Here is a 16,617-nt window from a genome sequence, read left to right as displayed (position 1 = left end):
CGACTCGGATCAGTGCGAGGCGGCCGGCCCGATCGTCTCGCGCAGGATTCGCGCGTAATCGCGCAAGAGCTTCGCGCCGTCGGTGCGCACGGACGAACCGTGCATGATCGCGAGCGTCGCGGGCGAGAGCGCGGCGAGACGCTCGAGCTTCGCGTCGGTCGTTTGCGTGTACGGGAGATCGTGCGCGAGCGGACCCTTCGCGCCTTCGACGATCGCCTCGCGAACGGCGGGCAGGATGTCCGCGCGCGTGAACGGCTCGGGATCGCCGGGTTGAAAGAACAGGTCTGAACAAAAGAGCGTTCGCGAGCTCTCCTCGAACCAGAGTCCCGCATCCCAGCCGTGCGGGAAGTGCGGCGTCGCGAGGTAGCGCATGCGGTGCGCTCCGGTTGCGAGCGTCTCGCCGTCCGCCATCACGCGCGCAGGCCGGTCGGCGTAGTCGGCGAGCATGACGGTGACTCCCACGACGCCGGCTGCCGCCTGGGCGCCTGGTGCGAGCGCGAGCCATGGATTGAGCGCGCCGCACTCGTCGGGCTCGAAGTGGCTGAACCCGATCCAGCGCAACTTCGATGGATCCATGACCGCGCGCACTCCCGCGACGGTGACCTCGAAGGACTGCCGCAGCCCCGTGTGAATCAGCATCGGCTCGTCGCCGGTCAGGAGGAACTGATTGAACTGGATCCCGAAGTCCGGGTGAAACGCGCTGATCCGGAAGATCGACGGTGCGATCTCGGTCGTCGTGGCCTTCACGGAACCTCCCACGTCGAGCGCGACCGCCGCAGTCTACTTCCGCGCCAGCTCCGCCATGAGCTCCATCGTCTCGGGCGTGGAGCCGTTCAGGATCAACCCCGTCGCGCCCGAGTCGCGCCAGTCCGCCCAGCGCTCCTGGATGCGCGCGCGCGGGCCGACGAGCGCGCCCTCGTCGAGGTACTCGTCCGGCACGGCCTCGGCGGCCTCGACCTTGCGGCCCGCGAGGTAGAGCTCCTGGATGCGCTTCGCGGCTTCGCCGTAGCCGCGCCGCACCATCATGTCGTTGTGGAAGTTCTTGTTACGGTGCCCCATGCCGCCGACGTAGAGCGCGGTGTGGTCCTTCATGCGCCGCAGCACGCCGCGCACGTCATCTGTGATGGCGGCGAAGCACATCGGCATGATCTCGAACTGCGCGAGCGACTTGCCGCCGCCGGCGCGCTTGAAGCCCTCGTCGAGCCACGGCTTGTACGTCTTCATCATCCCCGGCACGAACGAGAGCGGCAGCCAGCCGTCGGCGATCTCGGCGGTGAGCTTCACGTTCGACTCGGTGCCGGTGCCGAGCCAGATCGGGATGCGCGAGTTCATGTGCAGGATCGACTGCAGCGGCTTGCCGATGCCCATCGCCCCCGGGCCCTTGTACGGCAGCTGAATCTCCGGACCGTCGTGCGACACGGGGCCGTTTCGCGCGAGGATCTTCCTGACGATCGTGACGTAGTCCTTGATGCGGTGATACGGCCGGCCCCACGGCTCGCCGTACCAACCCTCGACGATCTGCGGGCCCGAGACGCCGAAGCCCGCGATCACGCGGTCGCCGCCCGCCAGCGCGTCGATCGTGGCGACCTGCATCGCCGCGAGCGCCGGCGTGCGCGCCGCCACTTGCATCACCGCGGTGCCGAGGCGGATGCGCTTCGTGAGCGCCGCGATGTAGGCGAGCGGCGAGGTCGCGTCCGAGCCGTACGCCTCCGCGGTCCACACCGAGTCGAAGCCGAGCGCTTCCGCGCGCTGAATCGTCTCGATCGGCAACGAGAGCTGCGCGCCCGAGTAGCCGAGCATGAGTCCGAGCTTCATCGCGTGATCTCCTCGTCAGGAATCGTCGACGGCGCCGCTTGCGTCACTCGCAGCCCTCGCCCTCTTCGCGCATCGCCCACGCCAGCGCGCCTTCGGTGAGCGCCTTCACTTCGGGCACGTCGTACGTCTTCGCCTGGTGCCCGATCGCGGAGTAGAGCGCGCGGCCGCGGCCGATGCACTGGCGCCACACCATCGGGTGGTCCGCGCCCATCGCGATGCTGCGGTCTTGCCAGAGAAACTTCAGCTGCGGCGAGTACGTCGTCTCGTCGACCGAGACGAGCACCTCGACGCCGGGCTTGCTGCGCACGCTCGCGTCGAAGGAGTAGATCTCCTCCTCGTGCTGCCAGCTCGCGGGCAGATTCTTCGTCGCGGGATGCGCCGCGTTCTCGACGCGCCAGGTCGCGGTCTGGAACTGCGGCCCCATCGTGTGCCCGATGAACTGCGCACCGATCAGCGTCTCCACGTACCAGCGCCAGGCGTACTCGCCGTCGCCGCCCGCGCCGTGCACGCCGACGAAGCCGCCGCCCGCCTCGAGCCAGCGCTTGAACGAATCGCGCTGCTCCTCGGTGAGCACGTCGCCGCTCACCTGATGCCACATCGCGGCCTGGAACTTCGCGAGCTGCGCGTCGTTGAAGACTCCGCCGCTCTCGGTGTGGAAGACCGACCAGCCGCGGCGCTTCGCGATCTCGCTGACGAGCGCGACGCCGGCGGGAATGCCTTCGGTGTGACGGAAGCCGTTCGTCTTCGTGAAGAGCAGCAGCGCCGGCGCCTTCAGGTCCGCGGGCAACTCCACCGGCGCGGTCTCGTACTCCTGCTTCGGAAAGAACACGCGCAGCGAGTCGCAGCCGGCGAGCGCGAGCGTGCTTGTCAGGGCGAGAGCGAGCAGCGGGCGGCGCATGGCGGCTCCTTCAGCGGGTCTGGAGATGTGCGATCAAATCGCGCAGCTCGCGCGGCGTGAGACCGAGCGCGGTCGGCGGCATCGCGGAGGCCGGCGGCGTGCGCGAGGCGACGTCGCGCAGCGCGATGCGGCGCGGCTTGCCGTCACCGGAATCGACCACGACTTCGCTGCGCGTCTCCTCGACCTGGACGCCGTTCACGACGCTGCCGTCTTTCAGCGTGACGGCGACCGAGCCGTAGCCCTCGGCGATCTTCGCGTTCGGGAGCAGCACGGACTCGAGCAGGCCGCGCGCGTCGTGGCGCTTCGAAACGCCCGCGAGATCGGGGCCCGCGCCGGCGCCGTGGCCGCCGCTGCCGTGGCAGCGCATGCACTCCGCAGTCTCGCTCTCGAACACCGCGGCGCCGCGTGTCGCGTCGCCTCCGGCGAGCGCAAAGGCACTGCGCGCGACGAGATCGTCCGCGGGCAGCGCGGCTTCGTACCTCGCGAGCTTGTCGATCAGCGCCGGTGTGCGCAGCTTGCGGGCCGCCTCGAGCACGTCGAGCTGCACGTCGTTCGCGAGCGTGCCTTCCGCCAGCGCATCGAGCGCGCTCTCGAGCGCAGCGCTCGCGCGCGGATCCTGCGCGGTCGCGAGAGCGGCGAACGCGCGCTGTCGCTCGACGAGCGGCGCATCCGCAGGCACCGCCGCGAGCAAGCCCACGCCGCGCGGCGCGTCGAGCGCGAGCAGCGCTTCGCGCGCCGTCGCGCGCAGCTCGGGCGACTCGGCCGGGAGGCAGTTCTCGGCCGATTCGATCGCGAGGTCGCGCGAACCCTCGTCGGGTCGCGCCACGAGCGCGCGCAGCGCAGCCTCGCGCGCGGGCGTCGCGGCGCGCTTGTCGTTCGCGCGCAGCGCGAGCTCGTGACTCTGCATCGGCAGCCGCCCGAACTCGGTCGCGATCGCGAGCGCGCGATCGCCGAGGTCGCCTTCCACGAGCGCACGGCCGTGCGCATCGAGGGCGGGATGCACGAGGCTCGCATCGCGCTCGGGCAAGGGGCGATAGAAGCCGAGCACGAGATCGCGCGGCTCGGGCTTCGCGAACGTCGCGAGCGCCTCGAGCGCAATCTCGCGCAGCGCGCGCGGGTGCTTGCGATTCGCGGCGTAGGCGGCGAGTGCCGTCGCGTTCTCCGCGCGGCCCTCGGCAACGTTCGCGGCGATCACGCGGCGATGCAGCGCGAAGCCGGTCTGAACGTCGTCCTCCGCCACCGGCGTGAGCCTCGCGATCCGCGCAGCCAGCGCTGCGTTCGCGCCCGCGATCGGCGCGTCCCAAATCGCGCGTGCCGCTTCAGCCTGGAGGAGCGGATCGGCGTCCGTGAGGAAACGCGCGACGCGCGCGTCGCCGAGCCAGCGCAGCGCGAGCAGCGAGCCGAGCCGCACCGAGCGAGAGCTGTCGTCCGCGAACGCGAGCATCGCGTCGCCGTCGCCGATGCGCTTCAGCGCCCACACGGCGGCGTGGCGCAGGAACGGATCCTGGTCCGCGTTCTCCCGTAACAACTCGAACAGCGGCTTCACCGCGGGGATCGCGTGGAGCGCACCGAGCGACTGCGCGGCGAAGAAGCGCACGCGCGGCTCGGCGTCGCGCAGCCACTCGATCAGCAGCGGTGCGAACGCCTCGGCGCGCGCATCGCCGGCCACGCGCGCGAGCTGCGCGCGCAGCTCGGGGTCGAACGAGGCCGCGACCTCGGGCGCCTCGAAGCCGGCGAGCGCAGGCGCACCGAGCTGGCCGAGACCCCACAGCGCGTGAACCCGCGCGAGCTCGGGCGCTTCCGCATCGCGCGCGAGCGCCGCCAGCGGCGCCGCATCGCCGCGCCGCGCGAGCTCGAACTGCGCGCGCAGGCGGATGCGCTGGTCCGCGTGCGCGAGCAGCTCCACGAGCTCCTCCGCGCTGCGCCCGCGCATGCCCTCGCGCGCGAGCCGCGCGGTCTCGGCGACCACGTCCTGCTTGCGCGCCTCGGCGTCCTCCATCACGAGCAGCCGCTGCTTCTTCGACAAGTCCTCGTAGTGCGCGACGTAGAAGCGCCCGTCGAAGCCGAACGCGAAGTCCGTCGCGACCACCTGCGAGATGAACGGGCGCACGTCGATGACCTCGAAGCCAGCGCCCTTGGGGTGCACGCCGAACGAGAAGATCGCCGACGCCGCCGGCGTGTAGCGGTAGTCCGCCATGAAGAAGCGATCGCGGTAGCGATCGGCGAGACCCGTGCCGGGGTAGTGCGCGAATCCCGACGGCCCGCGCCCGAGGTGCGCGAGCGGCGGCACGATCCACGCGGGCTGCCCTTCGTGCTGCGTCTGCCAGAGCTTCTCCGCCACCCACGACGCGCGCGGGTAGTCGCCGCTCATCGTCTGAAACGGCATCGCCCAGCCCGAGTCGCCGCCTTCGATGACGTACGCGATGCGCGCTTGGTCCTCGGAGTCGGAGTTGTTCTCGCCCGTGAAGAGGTTCCCGTGGTCGTCGAAGGCGAGCTCCTGCGGATTGCGCAGCCCCGTCGCGAACACCTCGAGGTTCGAGCCGTCGCGATTCACGCGGAACACCGCGCCGCGGCCGGGATCCATCGGCGGCTCCAGCAGCACGCCCTCGCGCGTGCGCACGGAGTAACCGCGGTCGCCCATCGAGAAGTAGATCTTGCCGTCGGGCCCGAGTGCCAGGCCGTGAAGGTCGTGACCGCCGAGCGACGTCTTCACCCCAAAGCCGTACGCGATGTCTTCGCGCTGCTCGGGAACGCCATCGCCGTCCGCGTCCGTGAGCTTCGTGAGATACGGGAGCGACGTGACCCACAGCTCGTCGTCGATCGCGAGCACGCCGGAGACGAGGCCGTCGACCATGTCGCTCCACGAAGCCAGCTCGTGGCGCGCATCGGCGACGCCGTCGTCGTTCGTGTCGGTGAGCATCACGGCCTTGTCGGTGCGGCTCGTGAACACGCTCGGGTCGGGGAACTTCCCCGCCGCGATCCACTTCTCGTAATAAGCGCGGCGATCCTCGACCGTGCGCGCCGCAAGCTCGTCCAGCAGCCAGTACATGTGCTGGCGGTTGTCGGGCACCGCGCCTTGGTGGCGATCGGCCTCCGCGACAAACACGCGCCCGAGCGGATCGACGTCGATCGCGACGGGTGTCGACTTCAGCTGCGTCTCGTCCCACAGCTTCGACGTCATGCCCTCGGGCAGCTCCGCGGGGCAGCCGGTGATGGCGCAGACCGAGCGGCTCCACAGCTCGGTGGCCACGATTCCGTAGAGCGTCGTGAATGGCACTTCTTCGCCCGCTCGATCCTTGTAGTAAGCGGCGATGCCGCCGATCACGAGGCCGACGAGCAGCGCGAGAGCGACGGCGACGCGCAGCACCCACTTCACGATCTTCACGCCACCGCCTCCCAACGCTTGCTCGCGGCCGAGCGCTCGATCGCGGCGAGCACGCGCTGATTCGCGACGCCCTCGTCGAAGCTCGGGCTCGGCGCCTCTCCGCGCGCGAGTGCGCGAGTGAAGTCCGCGATCGTGTGTACGAAGGTGTGCTCCCACCCGAGCACGTGACCGGGCGGCCACCACGCATCCACGTAGGGATGCGACGCGTCGGTCGCGAGCAGCGTGCGGAAACCCGAGCTCGCGCCCTGCTCTTCGTAGAGCTCGAGCTCGTTCAGGCGCTCGAGATCGAACGCGAGACTGCCGCGCGAGCCGTTGATCTCGAAGCGGTTCGCGTTCTTGCGCCCCGTCGCGAAGCGCGTGCCTTCGAGCGAGCCGATCGCGCCGTTCGCGAACCGAACGAGCGCGAGCGAGGCGTCGTCCACGTCGACGCGCCCGCGACCGCCGCCGCCGGGCAGCGGGCGCTCCGCCACGAACGTGTGCAGCAGGCCGCTCACCTCGGCGATCTCGCCGACGAGGAAGCGCGCGAGATCGACCTGATGCGAGCCGATGTCGCCGAGCGCGCCGCTGCCCGCCTGCGCCCTGACGAGCCTCCACACGCGCGGGAACGCGGGGTCGACGATCCAGTCTTGGAGATAGGCCCCGCGGTAGTGGTGAATCTCGCCGATGCGCCCCTCCGCGATCAGCCGCTTCGCGAGCGCGACGGCGGGCACGCGCCGGTAGTTGTGAAAGACGAGGCTCGCGACGCCCGCCGCGCGCGCCGCGTTCGCCATCGCCTCCGCCTCGGCGAGCGTGTTCGCGAGCGGCTTCTCGCACAGCAGCGCCTTGCCTGCCTGCGCCGCCGCGATCGCGATCTCCGCGTGCGAGTCGCCGGGCGTGCAGATGTCGACCACGTCGACGTCGGGTCGCCGAATCGCGCTGCGCCAATCGGTCGTGTGCTCTGCGAAGCCGAGCTTCTCCGCGGCGCGCGCGAGCTTCGCGGCGTCGCGCGCACACAGCACCTGCAGCACGGGCTCGGCGGCGAGCTCGAAGAAGCGCGGCGCCTGCCGCCACGCGTTCGCGTGCGCGCGCCCCATGAACTCGCAGCCGATCATCGCGACGCGGAGCTTGGGCTTGGGCAAACGGGACCTCGGCGAGAAGCGCGGGACGCTACAGCCGGAGGGCCGCGCTGTGGCGAGAAATCGCGGAAGTTGCGTCTGACGCTGAGTTGGCGATTCCGAAGAATCGAGGGGTCGGCGTCAGACGCGGCTTCCGCGATTCCGCGGCGGGCGTGAACGCGCGTTCACACCTTGTACCCGCCGTCCACGCTGATCACTTGGCCCGTGATCCCGCGCGCTTCTTCGCTCAGCAGCAGCACGCACATCGGGCCGAGCTCGTCGGGCTCGAGCACGCGGCGCTGGAGGTTGTCGCTCTCGGCGATGCGCTTCGCGCCGGCGGGGTCGGTGCCGTAGGCCTTCGCGAGCGCGTTCCAGTCGACGAGGCTCGTGTTGGTCCAGCCGGGGCAGAGGCAGTTCACCGTGACGCCGTCGGCCGCGACCTGCGCCGCCCATGCGCGCGTGAGGCCGACGAGGCCGTGCTTCGCGGCGGTGTAGGCGAGCGCGCCGCCACTGCGCTTCGCGAAGCCCGAGCCGATCGTGATCACGCGCCCCCACTTCTGCGCGCGCAGCGTGGGCATCGCGAAGCGCGTCGCGTAGTAGGCGGAGGTGAGATTCAGGCGCAGGTTCGCCTCGAACAGCTCGTCCTCGTGCTCGTCGCGGTCCTTGCCCGGCGCCGGCTTCCACCCGACGCCGCCGCCCGCGTTGTTCACGACGCCGTCGATGCGCCCGAAGTGCGCGAGCACGCGCTCCACCGCCGCCTTCGTCTCGCCGCGCGACAGCGCGTCTGCCGTGATCGCGAGCCCGTCGCTCCCGAGCGCGCGCATCTCCACGACGACTGCGTCGAGCTCGCGCTGCGTGCGCGACGTGATCGCGACGCGCGCGCCCTCGCGCGCCGCCGCGAGCGCGAGCGAGCGCCCGATCCCGCGCCCGCCGCCCGTCACCAGCACCACCCGCCCGTCGAGCCTCGCCATGGCAAAGCCTCCCGCCGTGGGCGCGCAGGCTGGCACAGCGGACCAGCGTGAACCTTCGGTCACGGAGCCCCGGATCCCAGCTTTACTTTCTTGCGGAACGTCCCCAATCCGAGGTCCGGCGCTCCCGCCTCGAACTAGCCTCCGAGGCCGGAGGGAACTTCGATGCTCGCAGGCAAGGTCGCGATCGTGACGGGCGCGGCGCGCGGAATCGGGCGCGGCATCGCGGAGGCGCTCGCGGACGCGGGCGCGAGCGTGGTCGTCTCGGACATCGCGGCGCCAGACACTCACCTCACGTACGAGCTCTCCTCCGCTGCGCAGCTCGAGGCGACCGCGCGCGAGATCGCGGCGCGCGGCAACGGGCGCACGCTCGCGGTTGCGTGCGACGTCACGAACGCGCAGCAGGTGGACGCGCTCGTCGCGCGCACGCGCGAGGCGTTCGGGCGCATCGATCTCGTCGTGAACAACGCCGGCGTCGTGCACTTCGCGCCGCTCGAGACGATCGACGAAGCGCGCTGGGACTTCGTGTACGCGGTGAACGTGAAGGGCCCGTATCTCGTCTCGCGCGCCGCGCTGGCCGCGCTCGCAGAGACGCGCGGCTCGATCGTGAACATCGCCTCGGTCGCCGGCAAGCGCGGCCGCGCGACCGGCACGCTCTACTGCTCGAGCAAGTTCGCCGCGGTCGGCTTCACCCAGGCGCTCGCGGACGAAGTGGCGCCGCGCGGCGTGCGCGTGAACGCGGTGTGCCCCGGCATCCTCGCCACGCACATGTGGACGCACCACCTGACGAGCGAGGCGCGCGGCGGGAAGCAGGCGTACGACACCGCGGTGAAGCGGATGATCCCGCTGGGCCGCGAGCAAACGCCCGCCGACATCGCGCAGGCCGTGCTCTATCTCGCAACCGCGCAGAACGTCACCGGTGTCGCGCTGAACGTCGCGGGCGGGATGGAGGTGTGGTGAGCGCGACGCCCCAACAACTTCACCGCGTCGCGCTGGAAGGCGGCGGCGAGATCGCGTATCGCGAGGAGGGCGCGGGCGCACCGCTGCTCCTGCTGCACGGCATCACCGAGGATCACCGCGCGTGGGACGAGATCGCGCCGCTGCTCGCTCGCGAGGCGCGCGTGATTCGCGTCGATCTGCCCGGCCACGGCGCGTCGTCGCCGCTACCGGCGTACAGCGCCTTCGCGCTCGCGCAGGCGGTCGCGAGCTTCGTGCGCGCGCTCGCACTCCCGGAGCCGCCGCGCGTCGTCGGCCACTCGCTCGGCGGCCTCGTCGCGACGCTGCTCGGCGCGCTCACGCCGGTGCGCTCGGTGGTGAACGTCGATCAGTCGCTGCGCCTCGGTCCGTTCATCGAGCTCGTGCGCAAGATCGCGCCGCGGCTGCGCGGGGCCGGCTTCTGCGATGCGCTGAACGAAGAGATGGAGCTGCTCGCCGGCCCGCTCCTTCCGCAGCGCGTCCGCCACGAGCTGCGCGGCTACCGCGTCGAAGCGCGCCGACCCGTCGTCGAACAGCTCTGGCTGCCGCTCGTCGACCAGGACGAGGCGGCGCTCACGGCGACCCTGCTTCCCGCGCTCGCGCAGCTGCGCGCGCCCTACCTCTCGTTGCACGGCGACGACCCTGGCAGCGACTACGAGGCGTGGCTGCGCGCCGCGATTCCGAGCGCGCGCGTCGAGGTGTGGCCGGGCCTCGGGCACTGGCTCCATCGCATCGAGCCCGAGCGATTCGTCGCGCGCGCGCGCGAGCTCCACGCGCGGAGCTGACGACGCGCATTCCGTGGCATGATCGCGTCATGCACTACGGACTCACGATCTTCACCACCGATTACTCGATCCAGCCTGCGGAGCTCGCGCGCGAGGCCGAGGCGCGCGGCTTCGAGTCGCTCTGGTTCCCCGAGCACACGCACATCCCGGTGGAGCGAAAGTCGCCGTGGCCGGGCGGCGCCGAGCTGCCGATGATGTACTACGACGTGTACGAGCCGTTCATCTCGCTCGGAGCAGCAGCGGCCGTAACAACTCGGATCAAGCTCGCGACGGGCATCTGCCTCGTGGTGCAGCGCGATCCGCTGCAGACCGCGAAGGACGTGGCGACGCTCGACCGCGTCTCGAACGGGCGCTTCCTGTTCGGCATCGGCGCCGGCTGGAACGCGGAGGAGATGCGCAACCACGGCACCGAGTTCAAGACGCGCCTCTCGCTGATGCGCGAGCGCGTGCTCGCAATGAAGGAGCTGTGGACGAAGAGCAAGGCCGAGTTCCACGGCAAGTTCGTGGAGTTCGCGCCCGTGATGACGTGGCCGAAGCCGGTGCAGAAGCCGCACCCGCCGATCCACGTCGGCGGCGGCTACCCGAAAGCCGCCGAGCGCGCGATCGAGTACGGCGACGGCTGGATGCCCATCTTCGGGCGCGACGAGATCATCGAGCGCATCCCCGAAGTGCGCGAGAAGCTCCGCGCCGCCGGACGCGACCCCGCGAAGTTCGAGATCAGCATCTTCGCCGCGCCGCCGAACGCGGACGTGCTCGCGAAGGCGCGCGACGCCGGCGTGACGCGCTGCGTGTTCGGCCTGCCCCCCGCGAAGGCGGAGGAAGTGCTGCCGCTGCTCGACCGCTACGCCACGCTCGCGAAGCAGGTCGGCTAGTCTCTGATAACCCGCGCGCCCAGCGCGCACCCGAGGAGATCTCCGTGAACTACGAAGCCGCCGTCTACGCCGTGATCGCGCTCGCGCTCGTCGAGTACTTCACCTTCGGCATGCTGGTCGGAGTCGCGCGCGGCAAGTTCAACGTGCCCGCGCCCGCAACGACCGGGCACCCCGAGTTCGAGCGCACGTTCCGCGTGCACCAGAACACGCTCGAACAACTCGTCATCTTCGTCCCGAGCATGCTCGCGTTCGGTCGCTTCGTGAGCGCGCCGATCGCCTGCGCGCTCGGTCTCGTCTTCATCGTCGGCCGCGTCCTCTACTTCCGCGGCTACGTCGCCGAAGCCTCGAAGCGCGGTACGGGCTTCGCGATCGGCGCGCTTGCGCAGATGGCGCTGCTGCTGGGCTCGCTGATCGGCGCGGGGATGGCGGCGTTCGCGGGGTGACCTAACAAGGCAAGAACGTGAACGCCGCGGTGCCCATCACGAACCAGAGCGCCGCGTAGGCAAGGCCGTAGCCGTAGAAGCTGCGGAAGCTCACGCCCGCGATGCCTGCGACGACGAGGTACCAGAACGGCGACATCAGGTTGCCCATGTGGTCGCCGACGCCGAGTGCGAGCAGGCCGCGCTGCACGCTGACTCCCACTTCGCTGGCCGCTTGCGACGTGACGAAGCCCTGAATCGCCCACTGCCCGCCGCTCGACGGGATGAACAGCGAGAACAGCGTGCCGCTGGCGGCGGTGAGCAGCGGGAACGTGAGCGGCGTCGACACGCCCGCGACGAAGCCCGCCATCTCGGCGCCGAGCGTCGTGTGCTGGATCAGGCCCGCGACGCCGGCGTAGAGGTGATAGAGCACGATCACGGGCCAGCCGGTGGTGACGGCGCGCTCGAGCGCGCGCGAGAAGCGGCTCACGTTGCGATGGAACGCGAGGCACAGCAGTAACAACACCGCGTTCAGCGAGTTGAAGTCGAGGCCGCCGCCCTTCGCGGTGAGGTGCAGCCACAGCCACGCCGCGAGCGCCGCGATGAAGACGACGCTCGCGAACGAGGTGCGCTCGAGGCGCTCGGCGAAGCTGCGCCCCGCATCGTCGCCGTCGCCCACCACCGGCTCGCCGAGCTTCGCGGTGCCGGGGAACTGCGAGACCGGGCGCGGCTGCTTCGGCATGAAGAACACGCCCGCGCCGATGCACGCGAGCATGTAGGCGCACACGTGCGCGATCGCGGCGGGCGAGCCGATCGTGGTCGCGAGCGGCAGCACTCCGATCGACGCTTCCAGCGGATGCCCCGGCGTCGCGACGATCAGCGGCGCGCTCGACGAGAGGCCGTACTGCCAGACCGCGTGGCTTCCCCAGATCGTCGCGAGCAAGAACAAGAAGTCGACCGCGATGCCGCGCCGCTCCGCCTCGCGCGCAAAGCTCACCGCGATGATCGGGCTGAGCACGATGCCGAGGCCCCAATAGAAGTAGGAGACCGAGGCCGTGATGAGCACGGACAGCGCGACGACCTGCGCCGTCGTGCGCGGCAGCCGCGCGAGCGCGGAGATCGCGCTGCGGAAGAACGGCGTGGTCGCGAGCGTGGCCGAGAGCACGATGATGAGCGTCATCTGCATCGTGAACGGCAGCAGCGACCAGAGGCCGGTGTAGTAGGCGTCGCCGACCTCCGCGGGCGTGTTCCCGAGCGCGAGCGCGGCGCCGAACAGCACGAGCAGCAGCACCGCGCAGGCGGTGATCGCGTCGGGCACGTAGCGCGAGATGAGCGAGGCGAAGCGGTCGAGGGCGGCGGCGCCGTTCGCGTTGGGTTCGTTCGAGGCTGCGGTCATTCGGGCGTTGCGCTCACGAAGCTCGCGCGGTCTCCGCGCCCGACTCCGTCGCGGGATCCCCCGCCACGCGCGTGTGATGCATCACGCGCGCCTCGCGGTGGTCGTAGGGCCGCGCGCGGTGCAGCACGCAGCGGTTGTCCCAGATCACGACGTCGCCCGCCGTCCACGCGTGCTCGTACGTGCGCGGCGGCTGGCACGCGAACGCCAGCAGCCCGTCGAGCAGGCGCGTGCTCTCTTCGGGAGCGAGGCCGGGGATGCCGTAGGCGTGGCGGCCGATGTAGAGCGCGGGGCGAGTTGTTACGGGGTGGCGCTTCACGAGCGGACGCAGCGGCGGCGTCGCGACGTTCGCGCCGTAGCCCGCGTAGCCATCGCCGAAGCCGATGCGCGACTGCGAGTACTGGATCGAGTGGTACGCGGAGAGCTTTGCGATGCGCGCGCGCGTCGCGTCATCGAGCGCCTCGTACGCGGCGCGCATGTCGGCCCACTCGGTTTGGCCGCCGCGCGTGGGCACGACGTGCGCGGAGAGCACGGACGCCTTCGCGGAGACGGGCATGTACGAGCTGTCCGTGTGCCAGCCCTCGTTGCCGAGCATGATCTTCATGCCGGGATCGTCGTCCGAGAGGAGCGTGCCGTCCGCGCGCTTGTTGCTGATCGGCACCGTCTCGCGGTCCTTCGCGATGTGCTCGAGCGCGCCGAAACGTTTCGCGAACGCCGCCTGATCTTCCGCGCTCAGGTGTTGGCCGGGGAAGATGAGCAGCGCGTGCTCGTGGAAGGCGCTCTCGATCGCGCGCCAGTCGGCGTCGCCGAGCGAGGTGAGCTTCACGCCGCGAACGACGGCGCCGAGGGTCGCGTCGAGCTTGGTGATGGTGCACGCCATGCGCGGAGCTTGGAGCAGCGCAGGGCGGGCGGGCAAGCGCGGGAGCCCGCCGGGGCGGGCCTGATGATTGTGGCGCCAAGTCCACTTTACTCGCGAGTAAAGTGGACTACGGTCCACTTCATGCGGAGAGCCCTCGCCAGCGTGATCGAGCCCATCCTCGCCAAGAAGCTCGTCTTCTTGAACGGGCCAAGGCAGGTGGGCAAGACCACGCTCGCGCTCTCGCTGCTCGGCAAGAACGCGGACGAGACGCATCCGGCCTATCTGAACTGGGACGACCCGCGCGACGCAGCGCGGTTGCGAAAGCTCGAGCTGCCGCCGGATGAGCCGCTGCTTCTGCTCGACGAGATCCACAAGTACGCGCGCTGGCGGAACCTCGTGAAGGGGCTCTGGGACAAGGAGAAGTCGCGACGCCGCGTGCTTGTCACGGGCTCGGCGCGGCTCGACTACTACCGCAAGGGCGGCGACTCCCTCGCCGGCCGCTATCGCTCGTTTCGCCTGCACCCGTTCTCGCTGCGCGAGCTGAACGCGAAGCCGAACGCGCGCGACCTCGAGGTCCTGCTGCGCTTCGGCGGCTTCCCCGAGCCGTTCCTCGCGCAGGACGAGCGCGAGTGGCGCATCTGGCAGCGCGACCGCATCGCGCGCGTCGTGCGCGAAGACCTGCGCGATCTCGAGAACGTGCGCGAGGTGTCGCTCGTCGAGCAGCTCGTGGACCTGCTGCCGAGCCGCGTCGGATCGCCGCTCTCGGTGAAGAGCCTCCGCGAAGACCTCGAGGTGGATCACAAGACCGTCGAGCGCTGGCTCACGATCCTCGAGAATCTCTACATCTGTTTCCGCATCGCGCCGTTCGGCGCGCCGCGCATTCGTGCGGTGAAGAAGTCGCCGAAGCTCTACCTATGGGATTGGTCGGCGACGCCCGAAGGCGGCGCGCGCTTCGAGAATCTCGTGGCGAGCCAGCTGCTCAAGTACTGCCACTGGATCGAGGACACCGAGGGCTTTGCGATGGAGCTGCGCTTCCTACGCGATGTCGACAAGCGCGAGGTCGACTTCGTCGTGCTGAAGGACAAGCGCCCGCTGTTCGCGGTCGAGTGCAAGACCGGCGAGCGCAGCGTGAGCCCCGCGATTCCGTACTTCGCCGAGCGCACGAAGATCCCGCGCTTCTATCAGGTGCACCTCGGCGAGCGGCACTACGAGAGCGGCGCGGCGACCGTGATTCCGTTCCGAGCCCTCTGCAGCGAGCTCGGGCTGCCGTAAGCGAGCGCATCTCGTTACACACGATTTACGCCCGCGACCCGCGCTTCGTGCGATGTCTGCGCACACACCTCGTGCTCAGGAGACTTCGCCATGGCGCTCACGCATCGTCTCGCTTCGTGGCTGTTCGCATCGATGCTCGCGGCTTCTGCGTCCGCTCAGAGCGGTGTCATCGGCGGTGAGGAAGAAGAACAAGACGCCGGCGTGGAGGAGATCGTCGTCACGTCGATGCGCGTGAGCCCCGGCGGCGCGCAGGACGCGAACCACTTCCGCGGCGAGGTCGCGTCGTCGCGCATCCCGCACCCGAACACGCTCACGGCGGAAGGCTTGTTGGGCGCCCACGACCTCGTCCTGCCCGCGGCGCGCTCATGCGCGCAGCTGCTGTGCCTCACCGGCGAAGCGATGCCGGCCGATCTGATCGCGGCGCCTGCGGCGCGCGCGCTCGCCGGCATCGGCTTCACGACACGGCTCGAGCAGAGCGGCTGGCGGCGCGATCCGGTGAACGTGATCGCGGTGGTCGACAAGTCCGGCTCGATGGACGGCGCGCCGCTGGAGCTCGTGCGCGAGAGCCTGCGCCGGATGCTCGGCGCGCTCCGCCCCGGCGACCAGCTCGCGATCGTGCTCTACGGCGAGACTTCCCACGTGCATCTCGCGCCCACGCCGGTGAGCGACCGATCGCGCGCCGAGATCCACCGCTCGATCGGCGCGATTCGGAGCGCGGGCTCGACGTTCATGGAGGACGGCCTGCGCACGGGTTACGCGCTCGCGCGCGAAACGGCGCCGGGCTTTCGCGGGCGCACGCGCTTGATCCTGTTCACGGACGAGCGCCCGAACGTGGGCTCCACGGATGCCGCGAGCTTCATGGGAATGGCCGAGGCGGCGTCGCGCGACGGCGTCGGCCTAACGACCATCGGCGTGGGCGTGCACTTCGGCGCGCAGCTCGCGACGCGCATCTCGAGCGTGCGCGGTGGCAACCTCTTCTTCCTGCGCGACGAGGCGGATGCCGCCGAGGTGTTCGGCGAGCGCTTCGACACGCTCGTGAGCGAGCTCGCCCACGACCTGCGCCTCACGATCACGCCCGCGGCCGGCGCGAAGATCTCGGCGGTGTATGGCGTGCCGGGCGAGCTGCTCGGCTGGCAGAACGAGCGGGAGATCGTGCTCGAGCTGCCGAGCGTGTTTCTCGACACGAAGGGCGGCGGCATCTTCTTCACGCTGGCGCCGGATTCAGGGCACGCCTTTCTGCCCGAGCGTTGGCGCGACGGCGATGCGATCGCGCGCGTCGCGCTGAGCTACTTGCCGCTCGGAGCGAACGAGCCCGAGACGGATGCCGCCGAGCTGGGCTTCGCGTCGGAGCCGAGCGACGGCCTCGCGCTCGGCCACACGCTGATCGACGAATTCACCGTGCTGCACAGGGCAACCTCGGCGCACTACATCGAGAACGACCAAGAGACGGCGTACCAGCTCGTGCGCGCGCTCCGCGGCCGCCTCGAGCGCTACGCACACCCGGGCCTCGCGCCCGAGCGCGAGCTCGTGGCCGCGCTCGATGCGCAGCTCTCGGTGCTGTCGGGGCACGGCGTGGAAGGCGCCGCGCCGCCGTTCGCAAAGCTGTGGGGACGCTGGCGCATCGAGCACACGGGAGGGCGCGGCGTCACGAGCCTTCGGCGCGGGCAGGTCGTCGAGTTCTCGCCCCACGGCGATCTCCGCGTGTTCGCGAAGAGCGGCGAGGAGCTCGAAGTGGAGACCTACTCGTCGACGAACGAGCAGGTCTACTTCGACGAGTCGTCGCTCATGTTCGAGTACTGGCTCGCGAGCGACGGGAAGCTGAGGCTGCGGCACGAGCGCGCAAACGTGGTCCTCCGCCTCGTGCGCGAGGGCTGAGTCGCCG

14 protein-coding genes are annotated in these 16,617 nt (G+C 70.5%); 6 read left to right on the top strand and 8 right to left on the bottom strand.

Features of this window, described 5'->3' with window-relative positions; translation table 11 throughout:
* Positions 1-9 precede the first annotated feature (9 nt).
* The 6 genes from FJ091_02015 to FJ091_01990 form a co-directional block, all read right to left on the bottom strand.
* Positions 10-747 (bottom strand): MBL fold metallo-hydrolase, encoded by a 738-nt coding sequence (locus FJ091_02015; GenBank protein MBM4382123.1) that lies wholly within the window; start codon positions 745-747, stop codon positions 10-12.
* Between the two features lie 33 nt (positions 748-780).
* Positions 781-1,815 carry an LLM class F420-dependent oxidoreductase gene (locus FJ091_02010; protein MBM4382122.1) on the bottom strand — a complete coding sequence of 345 codons (1,035 nt, stop codon included), beginning with the start codon at positions 1,813-1,815 and terminating at the stop codon, positions 781-783.
* 43 nt (positions 1,816-1,858) lie between these two features.
* Positions 1,859-2,713 carry a ThuA domain-containing protein gene (locus FJ091_02005; protein MBM4382121.1) on the bottom strand — a complete coding sequence of 285 codons (855 nt, stop codon included), beginning with the start codon at positions 2,711-2,713 and terminating at the stop codon, positions 1,859-1,861.
* 10 nt (positions 2,714-2,723) lie between these two features.
* Positions 2,724-6,098 (bottom strand): HEAT repeat domain-containing protein, encoded by a 3,375-nt coding sequence (locus FJ091_02000; GenBank protein ID MBM4382120.1) that lies wholly within the window; start codon positions 6,096-6,098, stop codon positions 2,724-2,726.
* Entirely contained in the window at positions 6,095-7,189 is a 1,095-nt protein-coding gene (locus tag FJ091_01995; protein MBM4382119.1) for a Gfo/Idh/MocA family oxidoreductase, read from the bottom strand. The genes FJ091_02000 and FJ091_01995 overlap by 4 nt, the downstream gene beginning before the upstream one ends.
* A gap of 188 nt (positions 7,190-7,377) precedes the next feature.
* Positions 7,378-8,163: an SDR family oxidoreductase gene (locus tag FJ091_01990; protein ID MBM4382118.1), complete on the bottom strand. Its 786-nt coding sequence runs from the start codon at positions 8,161-8,163 to the stop codon at positions 7,378-7,380.
* 162 nt (positions 8,164-8,325) lie between these two features.
* On the opposite strand from FJ091_01990, the gene FJ091_01985 reads away from it, so the two are divergent.
* From FJ091_01985 to FJ091_01970, 4 genes are read left to right on the top strand one after another with little or no spacing between them, the layout of a single operon-like run.
* The gene (locus FJ091_01985) at positions 8,326-9,120 is read left to right on the top strand and encodes an SDR family oxidoreductase (GenBank protein MBM4382117.1); all 795 of its coding nucleotides are present in this window, start codon (positions 8,326-8,328) and stop codon (positions 9,118-9,120) included.
* Positions 9,117-9,920: an alpha/beta fold hydrolase gene (locus FJ091_01980; GenBank protein MBM4382116.1), complete on the top strand. Its 804-nt coding sequence runs from the start codon at positions 9,117-9,119 to the stop codon at positions 9,918-9,920. Before FJ091_01985 ends, FJ091_01980 begins: the two co-directional genes overlap by 4 nt.
* Positions 9,921-9,949: 29 nt before the next feature.
* On the top strand, positions 9,950-10,792 hold the full coding sequence (locus FJ091_01975) for an LLM class F420-dependent oxidoreductase (GenBank protein ID MBM4382115.1): 843 nt from the start codon (positions 9,950-9,952) through the stop codon (positions 10,790-10,792).
* Between the two features lie 44 nt (positions 10,793-10,836).
* A complete protein-coding gene (locus tag FJ091_01970; GenBank protein MBM4382114.1) occupies positions 10,837-11,235 on the top strand; it encodes an MAPEG family protein in 399 nt (132 codons plus the stop codon).
* 1 nt (position 11,236) lies between these two features.
* Here the strand turns inward: FJ091_01970 and FJ091_01965 are convergent, their stop codons facing one another.
* Both FJ091_01965 and FJ091_01960 read right to left on the bottom strand, forming a co-directional pair.
* The gene (locus tag FJ091_01965; protein ID MBM4382113.1) at positions 11,237-12,607 is read right to left on the bottom strand and encodes a short-chain fatty acid transporter; all 1,371 of its coding nucleotides are present in this window, start codon (positions 12,605-12,607) and stop codon (positions 11,237-11,239) included.
* Positions 12,608-12,620: 13 nt separating this feature from the next.
* Positions 12,621-13,484 carry a TauD/TfdA family dioxygenase gene (locus FJ091_01960; protein MBM4382112.1) on the bottom strand — a complete coding sequence of 288 codons (864 nt, stop codon included), beginning with the start codon at positions 13,482-13,484 and terminating at the stop codon, positions 12,621-12,623.
* A 120-nt stretch (positions 13,485-13,604) separates the two neighbouring features.
* On the opposite strand from FJ091_01960, the gene FJ091_01955 reads away from it, so the two are divergent.
* Positions 13,605-14,735 carry an ATP-binding protein gene (locus tag FJ091_01955; GenBank protein ID MBM4382111.1) on the top strand — a complete coding sequence of 377 codons (1,131 nt, stop codon included), beginning with the start codon at positions 13,605-13,607 and terminating at the stop codon, positions 14,733-14,735.
* 90 nt (positions 14,736-14,825) lie between these two features.
* Entirely contained in the window at positions 14,826-16,610 is a 1,785-nt protein-coding gene (locus tag FJ091_01950) for a VWA domain-containing protein (protein MBM4382110.1), read from the top strand.
* Positions 16,611-16,617 lie beyond the last annotated feature (7 nt).

Source organism: Deltaproteobacteria bacterium, assembly GCA_016875395.1.
In the GTDB taxonomy this organism is placed as follows: Bacteria; Myxococcota_A; UBA9160; order UBA9160; family UBA6930; genus VGRF01.
The sequence above is the reverse complement of the archived record's forward strand: the minus strand, read 5'-3'. Positions and strand labels throughout refer to the sequence as shown.